The organism is Ramlibacter sp. (assembly GCF_035548915.1).
In the GTDB taxonomy this organism is placed as follows: Bacteria; Pseudomonadota; Gammaproteobacteria; order Burkholderiales; family Burkholderiaceae_C; genus Ramlibacter.
Genome location: NZ_DASZSE010000031.1, coordinates 70,247 through 91,260, shown reverse-complemented (window position 1 = coordinate 91,260; position 21,014 = coordinate 70,247). Strand labels below are relative to the sequence as shown.

20 protein-coding genes and 1 tRNA gene are annotated in these 21,014 nt (G+C 66.6%); 13 read left to right on the top strand and 8 right to left on the bottom strand.

The annotated features are described in order from the left end of the window. Nucleotides 1-23: 23 nt before the first annotated feature. Nucleotides 24-1,157: a class I SAM-dependent methyltransferase gene (locus VHA82_RS11435; RefSeq protein ID WP_325543638.1), complete on the top strand. Its 1,134-nt coding sequence runs from the start codon at nucleotides 24-26 to the stop codon at nucleotides 1,155-1,157. A 69-nt stretch (nucleotides 1,158-1,226) separates the two neighbouring features. Here VHA82_RS11435 and VHA82_RS11430 read toward each other — a convergent pair. Then, nucleotides 1,227-1,302 (bottom strand) — tRNA-His (locus tag VHA82_RS11430). Nucleotides 1,303-1,345: 43 nt separating this feature from the next. After that, nucleotides 1,346-2,332: an NADPH:quinone oxidoreductase family protein gene (locus tag VHA82_RS11425; RefSeq protein WP_325543636.1), complete on the bottom strand. Its 987-nt coding sequence runs from the start codon at nucleotides 2,330-2,332 to the stop codon at nucleotides 1,346-1,348. Nucleotides 2,333-2,442: 110 nt separating this feature from the next. Between VHA82_RS11425 and surE the strand changes: the two genes are divergently transcribed. From surE to rlmD, 6 genes are all read left to right on the top strand, one after another. Beyond that, entirely contained in the window at nucleotides 2,443-3,216 is a 774-nt protein-coding gene (gene surE, locus VHA82_RS11420) for a 5'/3'-nucleotidase SurE (protein WP_325543634.1), read from the top strand. Beyond that, nucleotides 3,216-3,980: a protein-L-isoaspartate(D-aspartate) O-methyltransferase gene (locus VHA82_RS11415; RefSeq protein ID WP_325543632.1), complete on the top strand. Its 765-nt coding sequence runs from the start codon at nucleotides 3,216-3,218 to the stop codon at nucleotides 3,978-3,980. The genes surE and VHA82_RS11415 overlap by 1 nt, the downstream gene beginning before the upstream one ends. 23 nt (nucleotides 3,981-4,003) lie before the next feature. Continuing rightward, nucleotides 4,004-4,924 (top strand): peptidoglycan DD-metalloendopeptidase family protein, encoded by a 921-nt coding sequence (locus VHA82_RS11410; RefSeq protein ID WP_325543630.1) that lies wholly within the window; start codon nucleotides 4,004-4,006, stop codon nucleotides 4,922-4,924. Between the two features lie 94 nt (nucleotides 4,925-5,018). Beyond that, entirely contained in the window at nucleotides 5,019-5,939 is a 921-nt protein-coding gene (rpoS, locus tag VHA82_RS11405; protein ID WP_325543819.1) for an RNA polymerase sigma factor RpoS, read from the top strand. A 43-nt stretch (nucleotides 5,940-5,982) separates the two neighbouring features. Next, complete coding sequence (locus VHA82_RS11400; RefSeq protein WP_325543628.1) at nucleotides 5,983-6,780, top strand: 3'-5' exonuclease; 798 nt, start codon at nucleotides 5,983-5,985, stop codon at nucleotides 6,778-6,780. Between the two features lie 25 nt (nucleotides 6,781-6,805). Next, nucleotides 6,806-8,185: a 23S rRNA (uracil(1939)-C(5))-methyltransferase RlmD gene (gene rlmD, locus VHA82_RS11395; protein ID WP_325543626.1), complete on the top strand. Its 1,380-nt coding sequence runs from the start codon at nucleotides 6,806-6,808 to the stop codon at nucleotides 8,183-8,185. 3 nt (nucleotides 8,186-8,188) lie between these two features. Here rlmD and VHA82_RS11390 read toward each other — a convergent pair whose 3' ends face one another. Next, nucleotides 8,189-8,890: a Bax inhibitor-1/YccA family protein gene (locus tag VHA82_RS11390; protein WP_325543623.1), complete on the bottom strand. Its 702-nt coding sequence runs from the start codon at nucleotides 8,888-8,890 to the stop codon at nucleotides 8,189-8,191. A 92-nt stretch (nucleotides 8,891-8,982) separates the two neighbouring features. On the opposite strand from VHA82_RS11390, the gene VHA82_RS11385 reads away from it, so the two are divergent. Then, nucleotides 8,983-9,390, top strand: a complete 408-nt coding sequence (locus VHA82_RS11385; RefSeq protein ID WP_325543621.1) for a heme-binding protein — start codon at nucleotides 8,983-8,985, stop codon at nucleotides 9,388-9,390. Nucleotides 9,391-9,404: 14 nt separating this feature from the next. Here VHA82_RS11385 and VHA82_RS11380 read toward each other — a convergent pair whose 3' ends face one another. From VHA82_RS11380 to ppsR, 5 genes are all read right to left on the bottom strand, one after another. After that, a complete protein-coding gene (locus VHA82_RS11380) occupies nucleotides 9,405-9,629 on the bottom strand; it encodes a (2Fe-2S)-binding protein (protein WP_325543619.1) in 225 nt (74 codons plus the stop codon). Between the two features lie 127 nt (nucleotides 9,630-9,756). After that, the gene (bfr, locus tag VHA82_RS11375) at nucleotides 9,757-10,236 is read right to left on the bottom strand and encodes a bacterioferritin (RefSeq protein WP_325543617.1); all 480 of its coding nucleotides are present in this window, start codon (nucleotides 10,234-10,236) and stop codon (nucleotides 9,757-9,759) included. Between the two features lie 60 nt (nucleotides 10,237-10,296). Continuing rightward, nucleotides 10,297-11,841, bottom strand: coding sequence for an alkyl hydroperoxide reductase subunit F (gene ahpF / locus VHA82_RS11370; RefSeq protein WP_325543615.1), 1,545 nt, complete (start codon nucleotides 11,839-11,841; stop codon nucleotides 10,297-10,299). Nucleotides 11,842-11,934: 93 nt separating this feature from the next. Next, complete coding sequence (gene ahpC / locus VHA82_RS11365) at nucleotides 11,935-12,507, bottom strand: alkyl hydroperoxide reductase subunit C (protein ID WP_325543613.1); 573 nt, start codon at nucleotides 12,505-12,507, stop codon at nucleotides 11,935-11,937. A gap of 143 nt (nucleotides 12,508-12,650) precedes the next feature. Further along, entirely contained in the window at nucleotides 12,651-13,472 is an 822-nt protein-coding gene (ppsR, locus tag VHA82_RS11360) for a posphoenolpyruvate synthetase regulatory kinase/phosphorylase PpsR (RefSeq protein WP_325543611.1), read from the bottom strand. 187 nt (nucleotides 13,473-13,659) lie between these two features. Here ppsR and ppsA point away from each other — a divergent pair, with 187 nt between their 5' ends. The 5 genes from ppsA to VHA82_RS11335 all read left to right on the top strand — a co-directional run bounded on the left by ppsA (nucleotide 13,660) and on the right by VHA82_RS11335 (nucleotide 20,956). After that, complete coding sequence (gene ppsA, locus VHA82_RS11355; protein WP_325543609.1) at nucleotides 13,660-16,053, top strand: phosphoenolpyruvate synthase; 2,394 nt, start codon at nucleotides 13,660-13,662, stop codon at nucleotides 16,051-16,053. Nucleotides 16,054-16,115: 62 nt separating this feature from the next. Then, a complete protein-coding gene (locus VHA82_RS11350; RefSeq protein WP_325543607.1) occupies nucleotides 16,116-16,388 on the top strand; it encodes a sodium/substrate symporter small subunit in 273 nt (90 codons plus the stop codon). Then, a complete protein-coding gene (locus VHA82_RS11345; RefSeq protein ID WP_325543605.1) occupies nucleotides 16,378-18,465 on the top strand; it encodes a VC_2705 family sodium/solute symporter in 2,088 nt (695 codons plus the stop codon). Before VHA82_RS11350 ends, VHA82_RS11345 begins: the two co-directional genes overlap by 11 nt. A gap of 122 nt (nucleotides 18,466-18,587) precedes the next feature. Beyond that, the gene (locus VHA82_RS11340) at nucleotides 18,588-20,288 is read left to right on the top strand and encodes an MFS transporter (RefSeq protein ID WP_325543603.1); all 1,701 of its coding nucleotides are present in this window, start codon (nucleotides 18,588-18,590) and stop codon (nucleotides 20,286-20,288) included. Between the two features lie 206 nt (nucleotides 20,289-20,494). Then, a complete protein-coding gene (locus tag VHA82_RS11335) occupies nucleotides 20,495-20,956 on the top strand; it encodes a hypothetical protein (protein WP_325543601.1) in 462 nt (153 codons plus the stop codon). The last annotated feature ends 58 nt before the right edge of the window (nucleotides 20,957-21,014 follow it).

Here is a 21,014-nt window from a genome sequence, read left to right as displayed (position 1 = left end):
CTTGGCCCGTTCGACACCTTGCCATGGCGAGTCACTTCGCGCACATCGACACCACGATCCATCCCGAGGACGAGATGTTCCTCAGTGCGGTGAAAGCCTTGCCGAGCGTCGGACTGGCCAAGGCGGTGTACTTGCGGCAAGGGTTCGAGATCAATTCGACGCTGCAGGCCGTATTGGATTGGGTGGCGCATCCGGACAAATCGAGCGCGAAGGTTCTGGATTTCGCTTGCGGATACGGGCGTTCCACGCGCTTCCTGGTCGCCGAAATTCCGGCCGCGAACGTGTGGGTATCGGATATCGATGAAGCCGCGGTCGAATTCCAGAAGGCCGAATTCGCAGTGAATGGCTTCGTTTCGAGTTACGAGCCCCGCGACGTGGTCTGCGGCGAGAGGTTCGACCTGATCTTCGTGGCCTCGCTTTTCACGCACTTGCCGAGGTATCGGTTCGAGCAGTGGCTGCGGCGGCTTCTGGGCTTGCTGAAGGACAAGGGCGTCCTTGCTATCAGTGTTCATGACAGTGCGCTTTCGAACGGACGCCCGATGCCGTCAGACGGATTTCTGTTCGTGCCGGAAAGCGAATCGCGCTCGCTCGATGTGAACGAATATGGTTCGACCTATGTGAGCGAAGCGTATGTGAGCGGGGCGGTTCGGAGCCTTTTCGGTGGAGAGGTCGCGTACAGGAGGCTTCCGCTGGCTCTGTGCGGCTCGCACGACATGTATTTGCTATCTCGAAGGAGCGTGGAGGAATTCGATTCGTTCGAATTCGCGAATCCTCCGGTGGGCTACGTGGATTGGTTCTCGTTGTCGGAGGAGGGGGTGTTCCGGATTGGCGGCTGGGCGGCCGATCACGACCCCGCCAACGAGATCACGAGCATTCGCGTTTTCTTCGATGGCATCGTCGTCGGCGAGGTGAAGACGGGCTATGAGCGAGAGGATGTGGCTGCTTCGCTCGGCGTGGAAGGCGCGAGATTTTCCGGGTGGGACTTCTGGAAGAAGGGCGTGGATCGCGAAGCGGATGGCGGCAAGGTGGTGGAAGTTGTCGTGACTTCGAGCAGCGGGCGAACGACGACGCTGCATTCGAGCGAGGTGAGGGATGCGTCGCTGCCTACGCTGCCGGTGCCGCAGGAGAGGGTGGCGTGGCTGGCGGGCTCGTCGTAGCGCGAGGGGCGTGGCTGGCCCCAACGGTTTCCGGCGAAGAGCCGAACCTCGAATGGCGGGATCGGGAAGTGGGGTGGCTGATGGGACTCGAACCCACGACGACCAGAATCACAATCTGGGACTCTACCAACTGAGCTACAGCCACCGTAGAGCGCCAGATTATAGCGCCACCGCCAATGGCGAGGCCATCAGTTCACGAGGACCAGCTTGCCTTTCACCTCGCGCGAACCCATGCGCGCGAAGGCCGCCTTCAGCTCGCTCATCGGCATCGTCCGGTCGATCACCGGCTTCACCTTGCCCTGCATGTACCACTGCGCGAGCTCGGCCATCATCGCCGCGTTGTTCGTCGGCTCGCGCCGCGCGAAGTCGCCCCAGAACACCCCAACGATCGACGCGCCCTTCAGCAGCGGCAGATTGAGCGGCAGGCTCGGGATCGGACCCGACGCGAATCCGACAACGAGATACCGCCCGCGCCACGCAATGGAGCGGAACGCAGGCTCGGCGAAGTCGCCGCCCACCGGGTCGTAGATCACGTCCGGGCCCTTGCCGTCCGTGGCAGCCTTCACCGCTTCGCGGAAGCCGGATTGCAGCGTCTCGCGGGAGTAGTTGATCGCCGCGTCCGCACCGATCGACTTGCACACCTCGCACTTCTCATCGGACGACGCCGCCGCGATCACGCGCGCGCCGGCCGCCTTCGCGATCTGGATCGCGGCCGTGCCCACGCCGCCCGCCGCGCCCAGCACGAGCACCGTCTCGCCCGATTTCAACTGCGCGCGGTCGATGAGCGCGTGGTGCGACGTCGCATAGATCATGATGAAGGCCGCCGCGTCCACGTGCGGAAAGCCCGCGGGCAACGGCATGCACAGCGCCGCCTGCGCGATCGCGTGCGTGGCGAATCCGCCCGTGCCCGAGAGGCACGCGACGCTCTGGCCCACCTTCAGGTTCGTCACGCCTTCGCCCACGGCCGCGATCACGCCCGCGTATTCGGAGCCGGGCACGAACGGCGGCGTCGGCTTCATCTGGTACTTGTTCTGCACGATGAGCAGATCGGGGAAGTTCAGGCTCGCGGCCTTGATTTCGACCAGCACTTCGCCCGCCTTGGGCTCGTGCGCGGGCAACTCCTGCCACTGCAGCGATTCGACGCCCGTGGGGTTCTCGCAAATCCAGGCATGCATGGGTGTGGACTCCGGAAAAGTTCCTGGCGAATGATAGTGACGGACGGCCGCGCGGGCGTGTCCCAGCGGCGACCGCGCGCCTTTCGCGACCCTACAATCGCTTTCGACGCATGAAGATTCTTCTTTCCAACGACGACGGCTACCAGGCGCCAGGGATCATCGCCCTCTACGAAGCGATCCGCGACCTCGGCGAGGTGGAAGTCGTCGCGCCCGAACACAACAACAGCGCGAAGTCGAACGCGCTCACGCTGAATGCACCGCTTTACGTCAACATCGCGGGCAACGGCTTTCGCTACGTGAGCGGCACGCCGGCGGACTGCGTGCACATCGCGCTCACGGGCGTGCTCGGCTACAAGCCCGATCTCGTCGTGAGCGGCATCAACAACGGCGCCAACATGGGCGACGACACGATCTACTCGGGCACCGTCGGCGCGGCGATGGAGGGCTATCTCTTCGGCATTCCGGCCATCGCTTTCTCGCAGGTGGAAAAAGGCTGGGCCAACCTCGACGCCGCGGCGCGCAAGGCCCGCGAACTCGTGCAGTACCTGCTCGAGCATCAGCGCGCGTCGCAGGAGCCGTGGCTGCTCAACGTGAACGTGCCGAACCTGCCCTACGAGTCGCTGAAGGACTTCAAGGTCTGCCGCCTCGGCCGCCGCCACGCCGCGGAGAAAGTGATCTCGCAGACGAGCCCCCGCGGCGACGTGATGTACTGGATCGGCGGCGCGGGCCCCGCGAAGGACGATGCGGAAGGCACGGACTTCCACGCGACGACGCTCGGGCACGTGTCGGTCACGCCGCTGAAGGTGGACCTCACCGATCACGAAGGGCTTCGCTATTGGGGCCAGGCGGCGGCGCAACTCGCGCGCGAGCGAGGCGGCGCCTGATGTCACGCCGGCCCGGCTTTCCCGCGCGCATGGACTTCGGCTCCTCGCCCGCGCCCGCATCGGCTCGCGCGCAAACAAGGCCTCGTGGCGATCCGGTGCCCGCCGGCGTGGGTCTCGATTCGCAGGCCGTGCGCGCGCGCATGCTGGAGAAACTGTTGGCCTTGGGCATTCGCGACGCGCAGGTGCTCGCGGCGATGGGCACCGTCGAGCGGCATCGCTTCGTCGATACGGCGCTCGTGAATCAGGCCTACGAAGACACGAGCCTGCCGATCGGGCTCGGCCAGACAATCTCCAAGCCGAGCATCGTCGCGCGCATGATCGAACTGCTCTTGGGTGGCGCGCGCGATGCGAACGGCAGACTCGGCCGTGTGCTGGAGATCGGCACGGGCTGCGGCTACCAGGCTGCCGTGCTCGGCCGTGTCGCGGCCGAGGTGTATTCGGTCGAACGATTGCGCGGCCTGCACGACAAGGCGAGAGACAATCTGCGGCCGATGCGGCTTGCCAACGTGCATCTCATCTTCGGCGACGGCGTCGCGGGCTATGCGAAAGGCGCGCCGTATGCGGGCATCATCGCGGCCGCGGGCGGAGAAGCCGTGCCGCGCGAGTGGATCGAACAGCTCGCGACCGGTGCGCGCATCGTCGCGCCGATCGTGGGCGCGAACGGGCGGCAGGCGCTCACGGTCATCGAGAAAACATCCGCGGGCGTGAAACAAAGTGTGCTTGAGAGCGTGCACTTTGTCCCCCTAAAATCAGGCATCGCCTGAAAGACGAAGAAAAGACATCACCGATGCATCACAAGCTCGCACGCGAGAGCAGTGCCTTGCAGGCCGTCGTCGTTGCAGCGCTCGCGGCAATGGTGATGGCTGGCTGTGCGTCTTCGCATCGCGCGCCCGCGCCGGTGGAGGATCGCACCGGCGCGGCTCGCATGACGGCGCCGGCGCCGCAGGAAACGGCCAAGCCCCTGCCCGGCGCGGAAAACGCGGGCAAGCCCGGCTACTACACGGTCCGCCCCGGCGACACGCTCATTCGCATCGCGCTCGAGTCGGGGCAGAACTGGCGCGATCTGCAGCGCTGGAACGGTCTCGACAATCCGAACGTGATCGAAGTCGGCCAGGTGCTGCGCGTGATCCCGCCGGCCGGCGCGGTCCCGGGATCGGTCGCGGGCGAAGGCGTGGTGACGAAGCCGGTGACCACAGCCTCCGCAGCGACGGCGCCGCTGCCGGCCGCGCCAGCCACTTCGGCGGCTTCGGCTTCCGCGGGCCCATCGCGCGCCACGACCGCCGCTGCTGCGCCGTCGTTGCCGCCGGTGAACACGCCGCCCGTGGCACCCGGCGACGACGACGTGTCGTGGGTCTGGCCCACACCCGCGGGACCGATCGTCGCGGGCTTCGACGAGCAGAAGAACAAGGGCATCGACATCGGCGGCAAAGCCGGCGAGCCCGTGGTTGCCGCGGCCGACGGCCGTGTCGTCTATGCGGGTGCGGGGCTGCGCGGCTACGGCAACCTCGTCATCCTCAAGCACAACAACACATATCTCAGCGCATACGCGCACAATCAGTCCTTGCTGGTGAAGGAAGATCAGGCGGTGAAGAAGGGGCAGAAGATCGCGGAGATGGGCTCGAGCGACGCCGACCGCGTGAAGCTGCATTTCGAGATTCGCCGCCAGGGCAAGCCGGTCGATCCCACGAGGTACCTGCCACCGAGGTAGCACGATGCACGAAGAAGGGACTCCCACGACAGTGCCGCTGGGCGCGACCGGGGATGTCCCTGTGCCTGCGATGCTCGAAGCCGGGTCGCAGCCGATGCAGGAGGAGGTGCCGGAGACGCAGCTGCGCGACATCCCCGCCGACATCGCGGGCGAATCGAGCGACACGCTCACGCTCTACCTGCGCGAAGTGCGGCGCACGGAACTCTTCACCGCGGAACAGGAATTCGAGACGGCGTCGCGCGCGCGTGCGGGTGATTTCGCGGCGCGCCAGTCGATGATCGAACACAACCTGCGCCTCGTGGTGAGCATCGCGAAAGGGTACCTCGGGCGCGGCGTGCCGCTGTCGGACCTCATCGAGGAAGGCAATCTCGGCCTCATGCACGCGATCGACAAGTTCGAGCCGGAACGCGGCTTCCGCTTCTCGACTTATGCGACGTGGTGGATTCGTCAGGCGGTCGAGCGGGCCGTGATGAACCAGGGCCGCGTGATCCGGCTGCCCGTGCATGTCGTGCGCGAACTGCAGCAGGTGCTGCGCGCCAGGCGCGCACTCGAAAACGACGCGGCGTTCATGGCCTCGCGCGGCAGCCTGGAAGGCGAGGGCGTCCGCGTCGAAGACGTCGCGGCCCTCCTCGGGCGAGAGGTGCACGAGGTCGCGCAACTGCTCGCGATGGCCGAAGCGCCCCGGTCGCTCGACGCGGCGATGGACCGGTCGGATGACGAGCACACGCTTGGCGACACGATGGCCGACGACCTGGCGGAGGACCCGACCGGCGTCACGCAGAACCACGAGGTGGAAAAGCTCCTGGCCGGCTGGATCGATGCGCTGTCGAACCGCGAGAAGGAAGTGCTGGAAGGCCGCTTCGGTCTGCGCGACCGCGAACCCGAGACGCTCGAGGTGCTGAGCGATCGTCTGGGCCTCACGCGCGAACGCGTGCGGCAGATCCAGAACGAAGCGCTGCTGAAACTGAAGCGCCACATGGTGCGCAGCGGAGTCAACAAGGAAGCGCTCTTCTGAGCGGTTCGGCGGTGGGCGCTCCGCCGTGCGCTACATTCCCCGCATGCCCTGGCCCGTTCTCGTCTTCGACATCGAATCCATCCCCGACGTCGCGGGTCTTCGCCTGCTCAGGAACTCCTCTTCCGAAGCGACCGACGAACAGGTGTTCGGCGATTGGGCGCGGGAACGCAAGGAACAGAACCTCTCCGAGTTCCTTCCGCACTATCTGCAGCGAGTCCTCGTCATCAGCTGCGTCTTTCGCAACGCGGAAGGCCTGCGCGTGCATTCGTTCGTGGACCGCGACGGCGCGAGCGAAGGCAAGGTGATCCAGAACTTCTTCTCCGCGCTCGACAAGCACACGCCCCAGCTCGTGAGCTGGAACGGAGGCGGCTTCGACTTGCCGGTGCTGCACTACCGCGGCCTGCGGCACGGCGTGGTCGCCGACCGCTACTGGTGCCTGGGCGAAGGCGGCGCACCCGACGACCGCGAGTTCAAGTACAACAACTACATCAACCGCTACCACACGCGGCACCTGGACCTCATGGACCTGCTCGCGCTCTACCAGGCGCGCGCGAACGCGCCGCTCGATGCGATGGCGAAGCTGTGCGGCTTCCCGGGCAAGCTCGGCATGGACGGCTCGCAGGTGTACCGGGCGTTTCTCGACGGCAAGCTCGAAGACATCCGCCGCTACTGCGAGACCGACGTGATGAATACGTACCTCGTCTACTGCCGCTACCAGAAGATGCGCTGCGGCTTCACCGAAGGCGAGTACGAGCAGGAAATCGCGTTCGTGAAGGATGCGCTGGGCGCGCTCGCGCCCGTCGAGCCGCACTGGCAGGAGTACCTCGCCGCCTGGGGCTGATCGGCCCGTCTGGGACAATCTGCCGATGACGGTCGACAAGCAACGACCGCCCGGCTGGTTGCACGTGGAGTCGCTCGACATCGACTCGCAGGGCGTCGCACGGCGGGCGGATGGCAAGGTGGTGTTCATCGACGGCGCATTGCCCGGCGAATGGGTGAGCGCGAACGTGCATCGCAGGAAGAACAATTGGGAGCAGGCATCGCTTCTCGAAGTGCACGAGGAGTCGTCGCAGCGCGTGCGGCCGCGCTGCCCGCACTTCGGCTGGCATGAAGGCGCGTGCGGCGGCTGCCGCATGCAGCATCTGCACGTCGCGGCGCAGGTCGCGATCAAGCAGCGCGTGCTGGAAGACAACCTGTGGCATCTCGCCAAGGTGAAGCCGGACATGCTGCTGCGCCCCATCGAAGGGCCGGCCTGGGGCTATCGCTGGCGAGCGCGCTTCAGCGTGCGGCACGTGCGCAAGAAGGGCACGGTGCTCGTGGGGTTCCACGAGCGCAAGAGCCGCTACGTGGCCGACATCCGCGAATGCCACGTCGTGCCGCCGCACGTGAGTGCGCTGCTCATGCCGCTGCGAGAGCTGATCGGCTCGATGGATGCGATCGAGACTTGCCCGCAGATCGAGCTTGCCTGCGGCGATGAGGTCACGGCGCTCGTGCTGCGCCATCTGCAGCCGCTTTCCGCGGGCGACGTCGAGAAGCTGCGTTCATTCGCGGGCGCGCATCCCGGCGTGCAATGGTGGCTGCAACCGAAGGGGCCGGACACCGCGACACTGCTCGACGAAGGCGGGCCGCAGCTTGCTTATTCGCTGCCGGAGTTCGGTATCGCGATGCCTTTCCGTCCGACCGACTTCACGCAGGTCAATCCCCACATCAACCGCGTGCTGGTCGACCGTGCAGTGCGCCTGCTGCAGCCGCGACGCGAGGATCGCGTCATCGACTGGTTCTGCGGCCTGGGCAATTTCACGCTGCCGCTTGCGACGCGCGCGGGCAGCGTCTTCGGCATCGAAGGCAGCGAAGCGCTGGTCGCGCGGTCACGCGAGAACTACGAGTTCAATCGTCGAACGCAGCCGCTCGCGCCTGTGACGTTCGCGACGCGAAACCTGTTCGAGATGACCACGCAGCAATTGGTGGACGATGGGCCGGCCGATCGCTGGCTCGTGGATCCGCCGCGCGACGGCGCCTTCGCGCTTGCCAAGGCCATCGCCGATCTGCGGCAGAACCCCGCCTTGCGCGGCGGGTGGCGGCCGCCCGGGCGGATCGTCTACGTGAGCTGCAATCCGGCGACGCTCGCGCGCGACGCCGGACTCTTCGTGCACCAGGCGGGCTATGCCTGCACGGCGGCGGGAGTGGTCAACATGTTCCCGCACACCGCGCACGTGGAGTCGATCGCGGTGTTCGACCTCGCTTGAGGCCTACTCGTCGCCGCCGAAGATGCCGAGCAGAGCGAGCAGGCTCTGGAAGACGTTGATGATGTCCAGGTACAACGAAAGCGTGGCCGTGATGTAGTTGGTCTCGCCGCCGTCGATGATCTGCTTCAGGTCGAACAGCATGTAGGCGCTGAAGATGGCGATGCAAAGCATGCTGATCACGATCATGCCCGTGGACGACCCGACGAAGACGTTGATGATTCCGCCGATCAGCACCACCACCGCGCCCGCGAACAGCCACTTGCCGAGGCCCGAGATGTCGCGCTTGATGACGGTGGAAAGCGTCGCCATCGCGAAGAACACGCCTGCCGTCCCGCCGAACGCCGTCATCACGAGGCCGGGGCCGTTCTTGAAGCCGAGCACCATGGCGATCAGCCGCGACAGCATCAGGCCCATGAAGAACGTGAATCCGAGCAGCACGCCGACGCCGGCGGCGGAGTCCTTGGTGCGGTGGATGGCATACATGAAGCCGAACGCGCCGCCCAGAAAGACGATGAGGCCCAGGCCGCCCGTGAGCGAGCGCGTGATGCCGGTGGCGACGCCGAGCCATGCGCCGAGCACCGTGGGCACCAGGCTCAGGGCCAGCAGCCAGTACGTGTTGCGCAGGACGCGGTTGCGCACGTCCGCGGACGAGGCGACGTCGTAGTAGCCGCCGCCGGTGTCGACGGGTGTGAGGCGATCGTTCATGCGGGCTTCTCCTTCGCTCAAAAGTCTTCGCGACCGTTAGATGCGCGCATTCTAGGTTGGTTCAAGGGCTCGGGGCGCTATGCTCGCGGCCCATGAAGAATAAATCGATGCTCGAACTCGCCGATGTCAAGGCGATCGCACAGGCCGCCGAGGCCGAAGCGCTGAAGAACCAATGGATGGTGACCATCGCCATCGTGGACGACGGCGGCCATCTGCTCGCGCTGCAGCGCCTCGACGGCGCGGCGCCGATTTCGGCGCAGATCGCGCAGGCCAAGGCGCGGACGGCCGCCCTCGGCCGGCGGGAAAGCCGCAGCTACGAGGAGATGATCAACGGCGGACGGGTGTCATTCCTGAGCGCTCCGCTCGAAGGCATGCTCGAAGGGGGCGTGCCCATCTTCGCCGGTGGGCAGTGCGTCGGTGCGGTGGGCGTGAGCGGCGTGAAGTCCGCCGAGGACGCGCAGATCGCGCGCGCCGGCATCGCGGCGCTCGGCCAGAGCTGACGAAAAGAGGGGAATCAGGCCTCGGTCCGCGCGCCGGCCGTGGCCGCCTCTTCCTTGCGCATCCAGGCGATCGGCTGGCTCGCGCAGCACTGTTCCACGATCTCGCGCGCGCAACCCTCGCACCGGCCGCATTGCGTGGCGACGCCGAGTTCGAACTGAATGTCGTCGAAGCTCATGCCCGAGCGAGCGTGACGGGCGATCTCGCGGTCGGAAACGCGGCGGCAGACACAGACGATCATGGTGGGCGAGGGCGAACGAGGTGGCTACGAGGACGTTGCTGCCTCGATTATAAATGCGAATCGCTCGTATTTGCAATGCCTGTGTGTGAGGCCGACGGCCCGCGCGGTTTGCGCTGGATCAAGCAGCTCAGCTGCTCGACTCGCCCATCTGGGACTGCAGGTAGTTCTGCAGGCCGACTTTGGCGAGCAAGTCGAGCTGGGTCTCGAGGAAGTCGATGTGCTCTTCCGTGTCTTCGAGAATGTGCTCGAGGATCTCGCGCGAGACGAAGTCCTGTGCCTGTTCGCACTGGGCGATGCCGGCCTTGATGGCGACTTGCGCACCGCGTTCGCTGCGCAGGTCGCAGTCGAGGATTTCCGGCACGTCTTCGCCGATCAGGAGCTTGCCGAGGTCTTGCAGATTGGGCAGGGCGTCGAGCATCAGGATGCGTTCCATCAGCCGGTCCGCGTGCTTCATCTCGCCGATCGACTCCTCGTACTCTTTCTTCGCGAGGCGCTCGAACCCCCAGTGCTTCAGCACGCGATAGTGCAGGAAGTACTGGTTGGCGGCGGTGAGCTCGTTTTTCAGCTGCGCCTGCAGGTGCTGGATGACCTGGGGATCGCCTTGCATGGCCGGCCTTTCGTTGGTTTCGTCGGTGTCGTTGGACTTGTGCCGTGCATTATCGGGCCATCACCTGCGGATCAGGTAGTCGAACGCACCGAGCGCGGCCTTCGCTCCGTCGCCCGCGGCGATCACGATCTGCTTGAATGGCGCCGTCGTCGCATCGCCTGCCGCGAACACGCCCGCGACGGACGTCGCGCCCTTCGCATCGACCACGATTTCGCCGTGGCGCGAGAGTTCGAGCGTGCCCTTCAGCCACTCCGTGTTGGGCACGAGGCCGATCTGGACGAACACGCCTTCGAGCTGCACGACGCGCTCCTCGCCACTCGCGCGATCGCGCCAGGCGAGGCCGTTCACTCTGGCGCCGTCGCCGAGGATCGCCGTCGTCTGCGCATTCAGGAGCACTTCGACGTTCGCAAGCGTCGCGAGCTTTCGCTGCAGCACCGCGTCGGCCCGCAGCTTGTCCGCGAACTCGATGAGCGTGACGTGCGAGACGATGCCCGCGAGGTCGATCGCCGCCTCCACGCCCGAATTGCCGCCGCCCACCACCGCCACGCGCTTGCCCTTGAAAAGCGGGCCGTCGCAGTGCGGGCAATACGCCACGCCGCGGTTGCGGTACTCCTCCTCGCCGGGGACGCCGAGCTTGCGCCAGCGCGCACCGGTCGTGAGGATCACGCTGCGTGCCTTCAGCGCCGCGCCGCTTTCCAGCTCGACTTCGATGAGATCGCCCGGCTTCAGCGCCTTCGCCCGCTGCAGGTTCATCACGTCAACGTCGTAGTGGCGCACGTGCTCTTCGAGCGCGAGCGCGAATTTCGGGCCCTCGGTTTCCTTCACCGAGATGAAGTTCTCGATGCCGAGCGTGTCGAGCACCTGCCCGCCGAAGCGTTCCGACGCGATGCCGGTGCGGATGCCCTTGCGCGCCGCGTACACCGCGGCCGCCGCGCCCGCGGGCCCGCCGCCCACGATGAGAACGTCGAACGGCTCCCGGCCCGCGAGCTTCTTCGCTTCGCGCTCTGCCGCGCCGCTGTCGACCTTCGCGACGATCTCCTCGAGCGTCATCCGTCCCTGGCCGAAGTGCGTGCCGTTCAGGAACACGGTCGGCACCGCCATCACCCGGCGCTCGTTCACTTCGTCCTGGAAGAGCGCGCCGTCGATCATCGTCGCGTGGATGCGCGGATTGTGGATCGCCATCAGGTTGAGCGCCTGCACGACGTCGGGGCAGTTGTGGCAGGAAAGCGAGACGTAGACTTCGAAGTGCAGGTTGCCTTCGAGCGCGCGCACCTGTTCGAGCAGCGCCTCTTCCACCTTGGGCGGATGGCCGCCTGCCTGCAGCAGCGCGAGCACGAGCGACGTGAATTCATGCCCCATCGGCAGGCCCGCGAAACGCACGCCGGTGTTCTCGCCTTCGCGATTCACCGAGAACGAGGGCTTGCGCTCGGGGCCGCCCGCGGCTTCGGTGACTCGCACGAGCGGCGACGCTTGCGCGATGTCCGCGAGAAGTTCGCGCATCTGCGCCGAGGCGGCCGTGCCGTCGTAGGACGCCACGATGTCCACCGGCCGCGTGATGCGTTGCAGGTACGTGCCCAGCTGGGCCTTGAGTGCGGCGTCCAGCATCTCAGCAGCCTCCGCCCAGCCGCCTCGAGGAGGCTGAAGCCCCCTCGAGGGGCAGCGTAGTACACGAAGTGACAAGCGTGGGGGTCGTCATTTTCAGATCTTCCCGACGAGGTCGAGGGAGGGCTTGAGCGTTTCGGCGCCTTCGCTCCACTTGGCCGGGCAGACTTCTCCCGGGTGCGCGGCGATGTACTGCGCGGCCTTCACGCGGCGCAGCGTCTCCTTCGCATCGCGGCCGATGCCGTTGTCGTGGACTTCCACCGTCTTGATGCGGCCCTCGGGGTCGATCACGAACGTCCCGCGCAGCGCGAGCCCCGCGTCCTCGCCTTCGGTGATCAGCACGTCGAAGAACTTCGCGAGCTGGTGGTTTGGGTCGCCAACGAGCGGGTAGCGCACCTTGGCGATCGTCTCGGACGTGTCGTGCCAGGCCTTGTGCGTGAAGTGCGTGTCGGTGGAGACGCCGTAGAGCTGCACGCCCAGGTCGCGGAACTCGCTGTAGTGATCGGCGAGGTCGCCGAGCTCCGTCGGACAGACGAAGGTGAAGTCCGCCGGATAGAACACGACCACGGACCACTTGCCGATGAAGTTCTCGCGCGTGACGGGCACGAACTTCCCGTTGTGGTAGGCGGTGGCGGTGAATTCGGGCAGTTGGCGGTTGATGAGGGACATGGTCTAGCTTCCTATCGGAGTGGTTGAATCGATTGCGTATGTCTATCGTAGGGGCGAGGTCCCGCCGCGGCCAATTCTTTGGCCTCATGGCAGCTTTAGCGATTGCCTATCGGGCGTGCCTGCGAAGGAACGACCTCTCTCTGTCAGTACTCCAGCCGCTCCGGCCGGATCTCCTGCAGGATGGTGGTGGCGATCTCTTCGATCGACTTCGTGGTGGTGGAAAGCCACCGGATGCCTTCCCGGCGCATCATGGCCTCGGCCTCGGCCACTTCCATGAGGCAGTTGTCGAGCGCCGCATAGCGCGAGTTCGGCCTGCGTTCGTTGCGTATCTCCGAAAGCCGCTCCGGCGCGATCGTGAGGCCGAAGAGCTTCCTGCGGTGGGTGTTGAGCGCGCCCGGCAGCTGCCGGCGGTCGAAGTCCTCCGGGATGAGCGGATAGTTCGCGGCCTTCAGGCCGTGCTGCATGGCAAGGTAGATGGAGGTGGGCGTCTTGCCGCTGCGGCTCACGCCGATCAGGATCACATCGGCCTCTTCGAGATCGCGGTTGGACTGGCCGTCGTCGTGCGCGAGCGAGAAGTTGATCGCCTCGATGCGGTCGTGGTACTCCTTGCTCTTGCTCACGTCGGAGAAGCGGCCCACGCGATGGCTCGACTTCATGGCGAACTCGATTTCCAGCGGCCGCACGAAGGTGCCGAACATGTCGAGCACCATCGCCTTGCAGCCTGCCTCGATCACCTGCAGCACCTCGACGTTCACGAGCGTCGTGAAGACGATGGGCTTGCGGCCTTCGCTCTCGGCGGTGTGGTTGACCTGCCGCACGACCTGATGGGCGCGGTCGACGCTGTCCACGAACGGGAGGCGGACGTGGCGGGGCTTGATCTCGAACTGCGCCAGGATGGCGTTGCCGAAGGTCTCCGCGGTGATGCCGGTGCCGTCGGAGACGAAGAAGACGGTGCGCGTGTGCATGAGACGACTGTAATGCTTTGGCGGGCCCGGGAAATCCCCCGCCCGCCTACAATCCTCGCCAGCTGATGAATTCTCCGGCCCGCGCTCTTCGCCACTGCCCATTCGAACAACGACAAAGTCGAGTGGCCGCCGTGCGCGCGCCGCTGCGCGCAAGCGCAGACCCGGTTTCAACTTCTGGAGTCTTCCCATGTCTGCCCTGTTCAGCGCGACCGCCCTGGTCGTTGCGTTCGAGAATCTGAGAATGACCGACGTCGAGTCGGTCGGCGGCAAGAACGCGAGCCTCGGCGAGATGATTTCCCAACTGCCCGAGGGCGTGCGCGTGCCCACGGGCTTCGCCACGACGGCGCACGCGTTCCGGCAGTTCCTCGCGCACGACGGCCTCGCGAAGCGCATCAACGACAAGCTGGAGGCGCTCGATACCGACGACGTGCGCGCGCTCGCGGCCGCGGGGGCCGAAATCCGCGGATGGGTCGAGGCTCAGCCGTTTCCGGCCGACCTGGAAAGCGAAATTCGCGACGCGTTCGCGAAACTCTCGCAGGCAAGCGCCGACGCGAGCTTCGCGGTGCGGTCCTCCGCGACGGCCGAGGACCTGCCCGACGCGTCGTTCGCCGGTCAGCAGGAAACGTTTCTCAACGTGAGCGGCATCGACAACGTCCTTGCGAAGATCAGGGAAGTGTTCGCGTCGCTCTACAACGACCGGGCGATCAGCTACCGCGTGCACAAGGGCTTCGCGCATTCCGACGTCGCCTTGTCCGCCGGTGTGCAGCGGATGGTGCGCTCCGACCTCGGCGCGGCCGGCGTGATGTTCACGATCGACACCGAATCCGGCTTTTCCGACGTCGTTTTCATCACCTCCAGCTACGGCCTGGGCGAGACGGTGGTGCAAGGCGCGGTGAATCCCGACGAGTTCTACGTGCACAAGCCGATGCTCAAGGCGGGCAAGCGCGCCCTGATCCGCCGCAACCTCGGCTCCAAGCTCGTGCAGATGGTCTTCGCCACGCCCGAGGAGGCCCGCTCGGGCGGCAAGCTCGTGAAGACGATCGACGTGCCCCTCGAGCAGCGCAATCGCTATTCGCTGGCCGAAGCCGACATCGAACAGCTCGCGCGGTACGCGCTCGTGATCGAGCAGCACTACGGCCGCCCGATGGACATCGAATGGGGCAAGGACGGCAGGGACGGCCAGCTCTATATCCTGCAGGCGCGTCCGGAGACGGTGAAGAGCCAGTCCCAGGGCAAGGCGGAGACCCGCTACAAGCTGAAGGGCAAGAGCAACGTGCTTGCCGAAGGCCGCGCAATCGGCCAGAAGATCGGCACGGGGCCGGTGCGGCTCGTGCACGGCACCTCGGAGATGGAACGCGTGCAGCCGGGCGACGTGCTCGTCACCGACATGACCGACCCGAACTGGGAGCCGGTGATGAAGCGGGCGAGCGCGATCGTCACCAACCGCGGCGGCCGCACCTGCCACGCCGCGATCATCGCGCGCGAGCTGGGCATCCCGGCGGTGGTCGGCTGCGGCGACGCGACCGAGACGCTGAAGGACGGCACGCTCGTCACCGTGAGCTGCGCGCAGGGGGACACGGGCTACATCTACGACGGGCTGCTCGAGACCGAGGTGAGCGAAGTCCAGCGCGGTGAGATGCCCGAGATTCCGGTGAAGATCACCATGAACGTGGGCAACCCGCAGCTCGCCTTCGATTTCGCGCAGCTGCCCAATCACGGAGTGGGACTGGCTCGACTCGAATTCATCATCAACAACAACATCGGCGTGCATCCGAAGGCGATCCTCGAGTATCCGAACGTCGACGCGGACCTGAAGAAGGCGGTGGAGTCGGTCGCCCGAGCCCATGCGTCGCCCCGCGCGTTCTACGTCGACAAGGTGGCCGAAGGCGTCGGCACCATTGCCGCCGCTTTCTGGCCCAAGCCGGTGATCGTGCGGCTGTCGGACTTCAAGAGCAACGAATACCGCAAGCTGATCGGCGGCAGCCGCTACGAGCCCGACGAAGAAAACCCGATGCTCGGCTTCCGCGGCGCGGCGCGCTACGTGAGCGAGGAGTTCCGCGAGGCGTTCGCGATGGAGTGCGAAGCGATCCGGCGCGTGCGCAACGACATGGGCCTCACCAACGTGGAGGTGATGGTGCCCTTCGTGCGCACGCTCGGCCAGGCCGACCGCGTGACGCAGTTGCTGGCCGGAGAGGGCCTGAAGCGCGGCGAGAACGGCCTGCGCATCATCATGATGTGCGAAATCCCGAGCAACGCGATCCTCGCCGATGAGTTCCTGCAGTATTTCGACGGCTTCTCGATCGGCTCGAACGACCTCACGCAGCTCACGCTGGGGCTCGACCGGGACTCCGGGCTCGAGCTGCTCGCGGCCGACTTCGACGAGCGCGACCCCGCGGTGAAGGCGATGCTCTCGCGCGCGATCGCGGCCTGCCGCAAGCAGGGCAAGTACGTCGGCATCTGCGGACAGGGCCCGAGCGACCATCCCGATTTCGCGAAGTGGCTGGCCGATGAGGGCATCTCCTCCATCTCGCTGAATCCCGACAGCGTGATCGCGACCTGGCAGCAGCTCGCGGCGCGCTGAGGACACCGGGCCCCAAGGAAATACCTAGGCCCGCGCACGGCCGCGGTGCGATGATCCGCGCCATGCCCGAGCCCCCGGTGTTCGAACGCCACGACCCGCGCGTGATCCGCCTGAAGCTGGCGCTGCTCGCGGCTTGGGCGATCGTGAGCTTCGGCGTGTGTTTCTTCGCGCGCGAGCTGGACTTCCAGATCGGGCCCTGGCGCTTCGACTACTGGATGGCGGCGCAAGGCGCGCTCGGCGCCTTCATCGCGATCGTTGCCGTGTACGCCTGGGCGATGACGAAGCTCGCACCGGAGGATTCCGCCGCGCCGATGGAACCCGAGGATGGCCGCTGAGCCGGCATACCGCGCCTACGAACGGCGGCTGCACCGGATGCTGGCGATCTTCGTCGCCGGGTTTCTGGCTTTCCTGCTGCTCATGGCCTGGGCCGAAAGGAGCGGGCTGTCGCGTACGTGGCTCGGGCCCGTCTTCCTCTTCGTGACGGTGATGATGTACGCGGGCATCGGCATCTGGGGCCGCACCACCGACCCGGAGGAATACTACGTCGCGGGCCGGCGCATCCCGCCCATGTACAACGGCATGGCCGCGGCGGCCGACTGGATGAGCGCGGCGTCGTTCATCAGCATGGCGGGCGGCCTGTACCTGCAGGGCTTCGGCGGCACGGAAGGCCAGGCGGGTGGGCTCGCCTACGTGCTCGGCTGGTCGGGGGGCTTTTGCCTCGTGGCGCTCCTCATCGCGCCGCACCTGAGGCGTCTGAACCTCTACACGGTGCCCGACTACTTCGGCGTGCGCTTCGGCGGCCACGCGCCGCGCATCATCGCGGCGCTGGCGGCGATGCTCTGCTCCTTCACCTATGTCGTCGCGCAGATCTACGGCATCGGCCTCATCGCATCGCGCCTCACGGGTGTGCAGTTCGAAATCGGCATCCTCCTCGGGCTGGGCGGCGTGCTGCTCTGCTCGTTCCTGGGCGGCATGCGCGCGATCACGTGGACGCAGGTCGCGCAGTACGTCGTGCTGCTGCTCGCCTTCCTGATCCCGGTGTCGTGGCTCGCGTTCAAGCAGCTCGGCAACCCGCTCGCCCCGCTCGTCTACGGCCAGCAGCTCGCAAAGATCGGCGAGCTCGAAGCCAAGCTCGCCCAGGACCCGGCCGAGCGTGAGGTGGCGGGGATTTTCCTGAAGCGCGCGCACGAGTACGAGGCGAAGCTGCGTGACATCGATGCCGCGTTGCGCGCCGAGCGCGCGGCCGCAAGGGACCGCGTGCGCCAGCTGAAGGCCGAAGGCGCGGATTCCGCGCTCATCGTGCAGGCGAACCACGTGCTCGCCGCGCTGCCGCGCGATGCGACCTCCGCGCGCGAGCAGTGGACCCGCGCGATGAACGAGAGCTACGAGCGCGCCAAGCCGCTCGGCGGCATGCCGCCGCACACGCAGCCGTACCTGGGCGACCCCGATGGGACGCGCGAGGAGCGCGAACTCTTCGGCAGCTCGCGGCTCAATTTCCTCGCGCTGATGTTCTGTCTGATGCTGGGCACCGCCGGCCTGCCGCACCTGCTCACGCGCTACTACACGACACCGAGCGTCGCGACCGCGCGCGCTTCGGTGGCGTGGTCGCTTTTTTTCATCGTGCTCGTGTACGTGAGCGCGCCCGCGCTTGCCGCGCTCGTGAAGTTCGAGGTGATGAACAACCTCGTGGGAAGCCGTTTCGAGGCGCTTCCCGCCTGGATCGCGCAATGGGCCAAGGTGGACGGCTCGCTCGTTTCCGTCTCCGACGTGAACGGCGACGGCATCCTGCAGTGGGGCGAGATCCGGCTCGGCGCCGATCTCATCGTGCTCGCGACGCCCGAGCTCGGGGGGCTGCCGTACGTGATCTCGGGACTCGTGGCCGCGGGCGGGCTCGCGGCGGCGCTTTCCACGGCCGACGGCCTGCTCCTCACGATCAGCAACGCGATGGTGCGCGACCTCTACGCGCACGAGATCGATCCGCGCACGGCGCCCGAGCAGCGCGTGATCCTCAGCAAGTTCGCGCTCATGGGCGTGGCGATGGTCGCGGCCATCGTGGGGTCGCTGAAGCCCGCCGAGATACTGCCGCTCGTGTCGGCGTCGTTCTCGCTCGCCGCTTCGGCGTTCGTCCCCGCGATGGTGCTGGGCATCTTCTGGCGCCGCACGAGCCGCGCGGGAGCCGTGGCGGGCATGCTCTCGGGGCTCGGCGTCACTGTGTGGTACCTGCTCGTGAACGCGCCGCCCGTGCGCGCTTTCTTCGGCCTCGCGCCCGGCCAGACGCTCTGGTTCGGCATCCAGCCGCTTTCGGCGGGCGTCTTCGGCGTGCCGATCGGCTTTGCTGTCGCGGCCGCGGTGAGCATGCTGCCGGTCGGTGGGCATCGATCCACCGAGGTGTCCTCCCGCACGGCGGGCTGAGGGAACGCCGCGCCTCGCCGTCCCTTTCAGGGTTTGCATGCAGAGACGCTTCGCGTCAGCCTCGTGTCAGAGCCGGCGCTGACACTGTTCGCGCCCTAGAACTTTCATATCGAGGAGACATCATGGCTACAGCTTCGGCCGCAACGGCGGGCGCGCGCAGCGGCAGCGCGCCGATGACGCGCGAGGAAAGGAAGGTGATCTTCGCGTCCTCGCTCGGCACGGTCTTCGAGTGGTACGACTTCTACCTGTACGGATCGCTCGCGCCGATCATCGCGGCGCAGTTCTTCGCGGGGCTGGATCCGACTTCGGCCTACATCTTCGCGCTGCTCGCATTCGCCGCGGGCTTTCTCGTGCGGCCGTTCGGCGCGATCGTGTTCGGTCGGCTGGGCGACATGATCGGGCGCAAGTACACCTTCCTCGTCACGATTCTCATCATGGGCGCATCGACCTTCGTGGTGGGTCTCTTGCCCAACTACAAGGCGATCGGCATCGCGGCGCCCGTGATCCTCATCGCGTTGCGCCTGCTGCAAGGCCTCGCGCTCGGCGGCGAGTACGGCGGCGCGGCGACCTACGTCGCGGAGCATGCGCCCCAAGGCCGGCGCGGCGCGTTCACGTCGTGGATTCAGACCACCGCGACGCTCGGCCTCTTCCTGTCGCTCCTCGTCATCCTCTTCGTGCGCGAAGGCATGGGCGCGAAGGATTTCGGCGAGTGGGGCTGGCGCATCCCGTTCCTGGTCTCGATCGTGCTTCTGGCCGTCTCGGTGTGGATACGCCTCACCCTGAACGAATCGCCCGCCTTCCAGAAGATGAAGGCCGAGGGCAAGACCTCCAAGGCGCCGCTCACGGAGTCATTCGGTCAGTGGCGCAACCTGAAGATCGTGATCCTCGCGCTGCTGGGCCTCACCGCGGGGCAGGCCGTCGTGTGGTACAGCGGGCAGTTCTACGCGCTCTTCTTCCTCACGGCCATCGCCAAGGTGGACGCGAAGACGGCCAACCTGCTGATCGCCGGGTCGCTCCTGATCGGCACGCCGTTTTTCATCGTGTTCGGCGCGCTCTCGGACCGCATCGGCAGGAAGCCCATCATCATGGCGGGCTGCCTGCTCGCCGCGCTCACCTACTTCACCGTGTTTCCGATGCTCCTTCAGTATGCGAACCCGGCGCTCGCCGCCGCGCAGCAGCAGACGAAGGTCGTGGTCACGGCCGATCCGAACGAGTGCTCGTTCCAGGGCAGCCCCATCGCGCGCGATATCGACTTCCGCACCTCGTGCGACATCGCCAAGCGCTCGCTCGCGCAGTCGTACATCCCGTACGAGAACAAGGCCGGCCCGGCCGGCCAGCCCGCGACCGTGTCGGTCGGCAGCAAGGTGTTCACAGCGCCCGTGGGTGTGCTGAACGCCGAGGGCCACGGCTTCGACGCGGCGAGCGGCAAGGCGATCGGAGATTTCCGCAAGACGGTCGGCGACGCCGCGAAGGAAGCGAAACTTACCGTACCGGCCGACGCGGCGAAGATGAGCACGGGCATGGTGCTTGCGCTCCTCACCTATCTCGTGATCCTCGTGACGATGGTGTACGGCCCGATCGCCGCGATGCTCGTGGAACTCTTTCCGACGCGCATCCGCTACACGTCGATGAGCCTGCCGTATCACATCGGCAACGGCTGGTTCGGCGGGCTCTTGCCCACGACCGCATTCGCCATGGTCGCGGCCACCGGCGACATCTACTACGGGCTCTGGTACCCGGTGGTGGTTGCCGCGATGACCTTCATCGTCGGCACGCTTTTCATCCGCGAGACGAAGGACGTGGACATCTACGCGCACGACTGACCGCCTGCGCCGTGCCGGCGGCGGCTCCCTGGCGCCGAAGCTTCGGGACGCCGCAGGGGTGCACAGCGATTCGCGCCGCTCGGCGGGCGCCCTGAACGACCGGCGAGCCGGCGGCCGGCCACAGCTGTCCATGCCTTGCGCGCCCGGTCGGGCGCCTGCACACTCCGAGTCGTGGCGCTTCGGCCGCACACGCGAATGGAGGCTCGATGATCATCGGCAAGACGCTGGAAGGGCAGCGCGTCCTGAAGGACCGCTCGGTCGCTCTCACGCCTCGCCAGCGGGCCGCCTTCGTGATGGTGGACGGCAAGCGTTCGGTCGACGAGATCCTCTCCGCCAGCGCGAAGATGGGGGTGACTCGCGCCGACATCGACAGGCTCGTCGAGCTCGGCCTCGTCGCGGAGATTTCCAAGGCCGCGGCGATGCAGCGCGCCCAGGAGGCGAAGCTGGAAGCCAAGCGCAATTCACGCTCGCCCGAGGAGCGCTACGAGGCCGCGTATCCGATCGCGACGCTTCTCACGTCGAGCCTCGGCTTGGGCGGCTATCGGCTGAACCTGCAGGTGGAAGGCGCCCGCAACTACATGGAGCTGCTCGCGCTCGCACCGCGCATCCGCGAGGCGGTCGGAGATACGCGCTACGCGATGCTCGACCAGCTCCTGCACGACGACTGAGACCCGGGGGCAGCGCGCGGGAGCGAATCCGTCGGCACAGACTCAAGTATGGAAGCGG

Excerpts from the sequence above, each read along its gene's own strand:
- VHA82_RS11435 (WP_325543638.1), top strand. The coding sequence starts at position 24 with ATGGCGAGTCACTTCGCGCACATCGACACCACGATCCATCCCGAGGAC.
- VHA82_RS11425 (WP_325543636.1), bottom strand. The coding sequence starts at position 2,332 with ATGCATGCCTGGATTTGCGAGAACCCCACGGGCGTCGAATCGCTGCAG.
- surE (WP_325543634.1), top strand. The coding sequence starts at position 2,443 with ATGAAGATTCTTCTTTCCAACGACGACGGCTACCAGGCGCCAGGGATC.
- VHA82_RS11415 (WP_325543632.1), top strand. The coding sequence starts at position 3,216 with ATGTCACGCCGGCCCGGCTTTCCCGCGCGCATGGACTTCGGCTCCTCG.
- VHA82_RS11410 (WP_325543630.1), top strand. The coding sequence starts at position 4,004 with ATGCATCACAAGCTCGCACGCGAGAGCAGTGCCTTGCAGGCCGTCGTC.
- rpoS (WP_325543819.1), top strand. The coding sequence starts at position 5,019 with ATGCAGGAGGAGGTGCCGGAGACGCAGCTGCGCGACATCCCCGCCGAC.
- VHA82_RS11400 (WP_325543628.1), top strand. The coding sequence starts at position 5,983 with ATGCCCTGGCCCGTTCTCGTCTTCGACATCGAATCCATCCCCGACGTC.
- rlmD (WP_325543626.1), top strand. The coding sequence starts at position 6,806 with ATGACGGTCGACAAGCAACGACCGCCCGGCTGGTTGCACGTGGAGTCG.
- VHA82_RS11390 (WP_325543623.1), bottom strand. The coding sequence starts at position 8,890 with ATGAACGATCGCCTCACACCCGTCGACACCGGCGGCGGCTACTACGAC.
- VHA82_RS11385 (WP_325543621.1), top strand. The coding sequence starts at position 8,983 with ATGAAGAATAAATCGATGCTCGAACTCGCCGATGTCAAGGCGATCGCA.
- VHA82_RS11380 (WP_325543619.1), bottom strand. The coding sequence starts at position 9,629 with ATGATCGTCTGTGTCTGCCGCCGCGTTTCCGACCGCGAGATCGCCCGT.
- bfr (WP_325543617.1), bottom strand. The coding sequence starts at position 10,236 with ATGCAAGGCGATCCCCAGGTCATCCAGCACCTGCAGGCGCAGCTGAAA.
- ahpF (WP_325543615.1), bottom strand. The coding sequence starts at position 11,841 with ATGCTGGACGCCGCACTCAAGGCCCAGCTGGGCACGTACCTGCAACGC.
- ahpC (WP_325543613.1), bottom strand. The coding sequence starts at position 12,507 with ATGTCCCTCATCAACCGCCAACTGCCCGAATTCACCGCCACCGCCTAC.
- ppsR (WP_325543611.1), bottom strand. The coding sequence starts at position 13,472 with ATGCACACGCGCACCGTCTTCTTCGTCTCCGACGGCACCGGCATCACC.
- ppsA (WP_325543609.1), top strand. The coding sequence starts at position 13,660 with ATGTCTGCCCTGTTCAGCGCGACCGCCCTGGTCGTTGCGTTCGAGAAT.
- VHA82_RS11350 (WP_325543607.1), top strand. The coding sequence starts at position 16,116 with ATGCCCGAGCCCCCGGTGTTCGAACGCCACGACCCGCGCGTGATCCGC.
- VHA82_RS11345 (WP_325543605.1), top strand. The coding sequence starts at position 16,378 with ATGGCCGCTGAGCCGGCATACCGCGCCTACGAACGGCGGCTGCACCGG.
- VHA82_RS11340 (WP_325543603.1), top strand. The coding sequence starts at position 18,588 with ATGGCTACAGCTTCGGCCGCAACGGCGGGCGCGCGCAGCGGCAGCGCG.
- VHA82_RS11335 (WP_325543601.1), top strand. The coding sequence starts at position 20,495 with ATGATCATCGGCAAGACGCTGGAAGGGCAGCGCGTCCTGAAGGACCGC.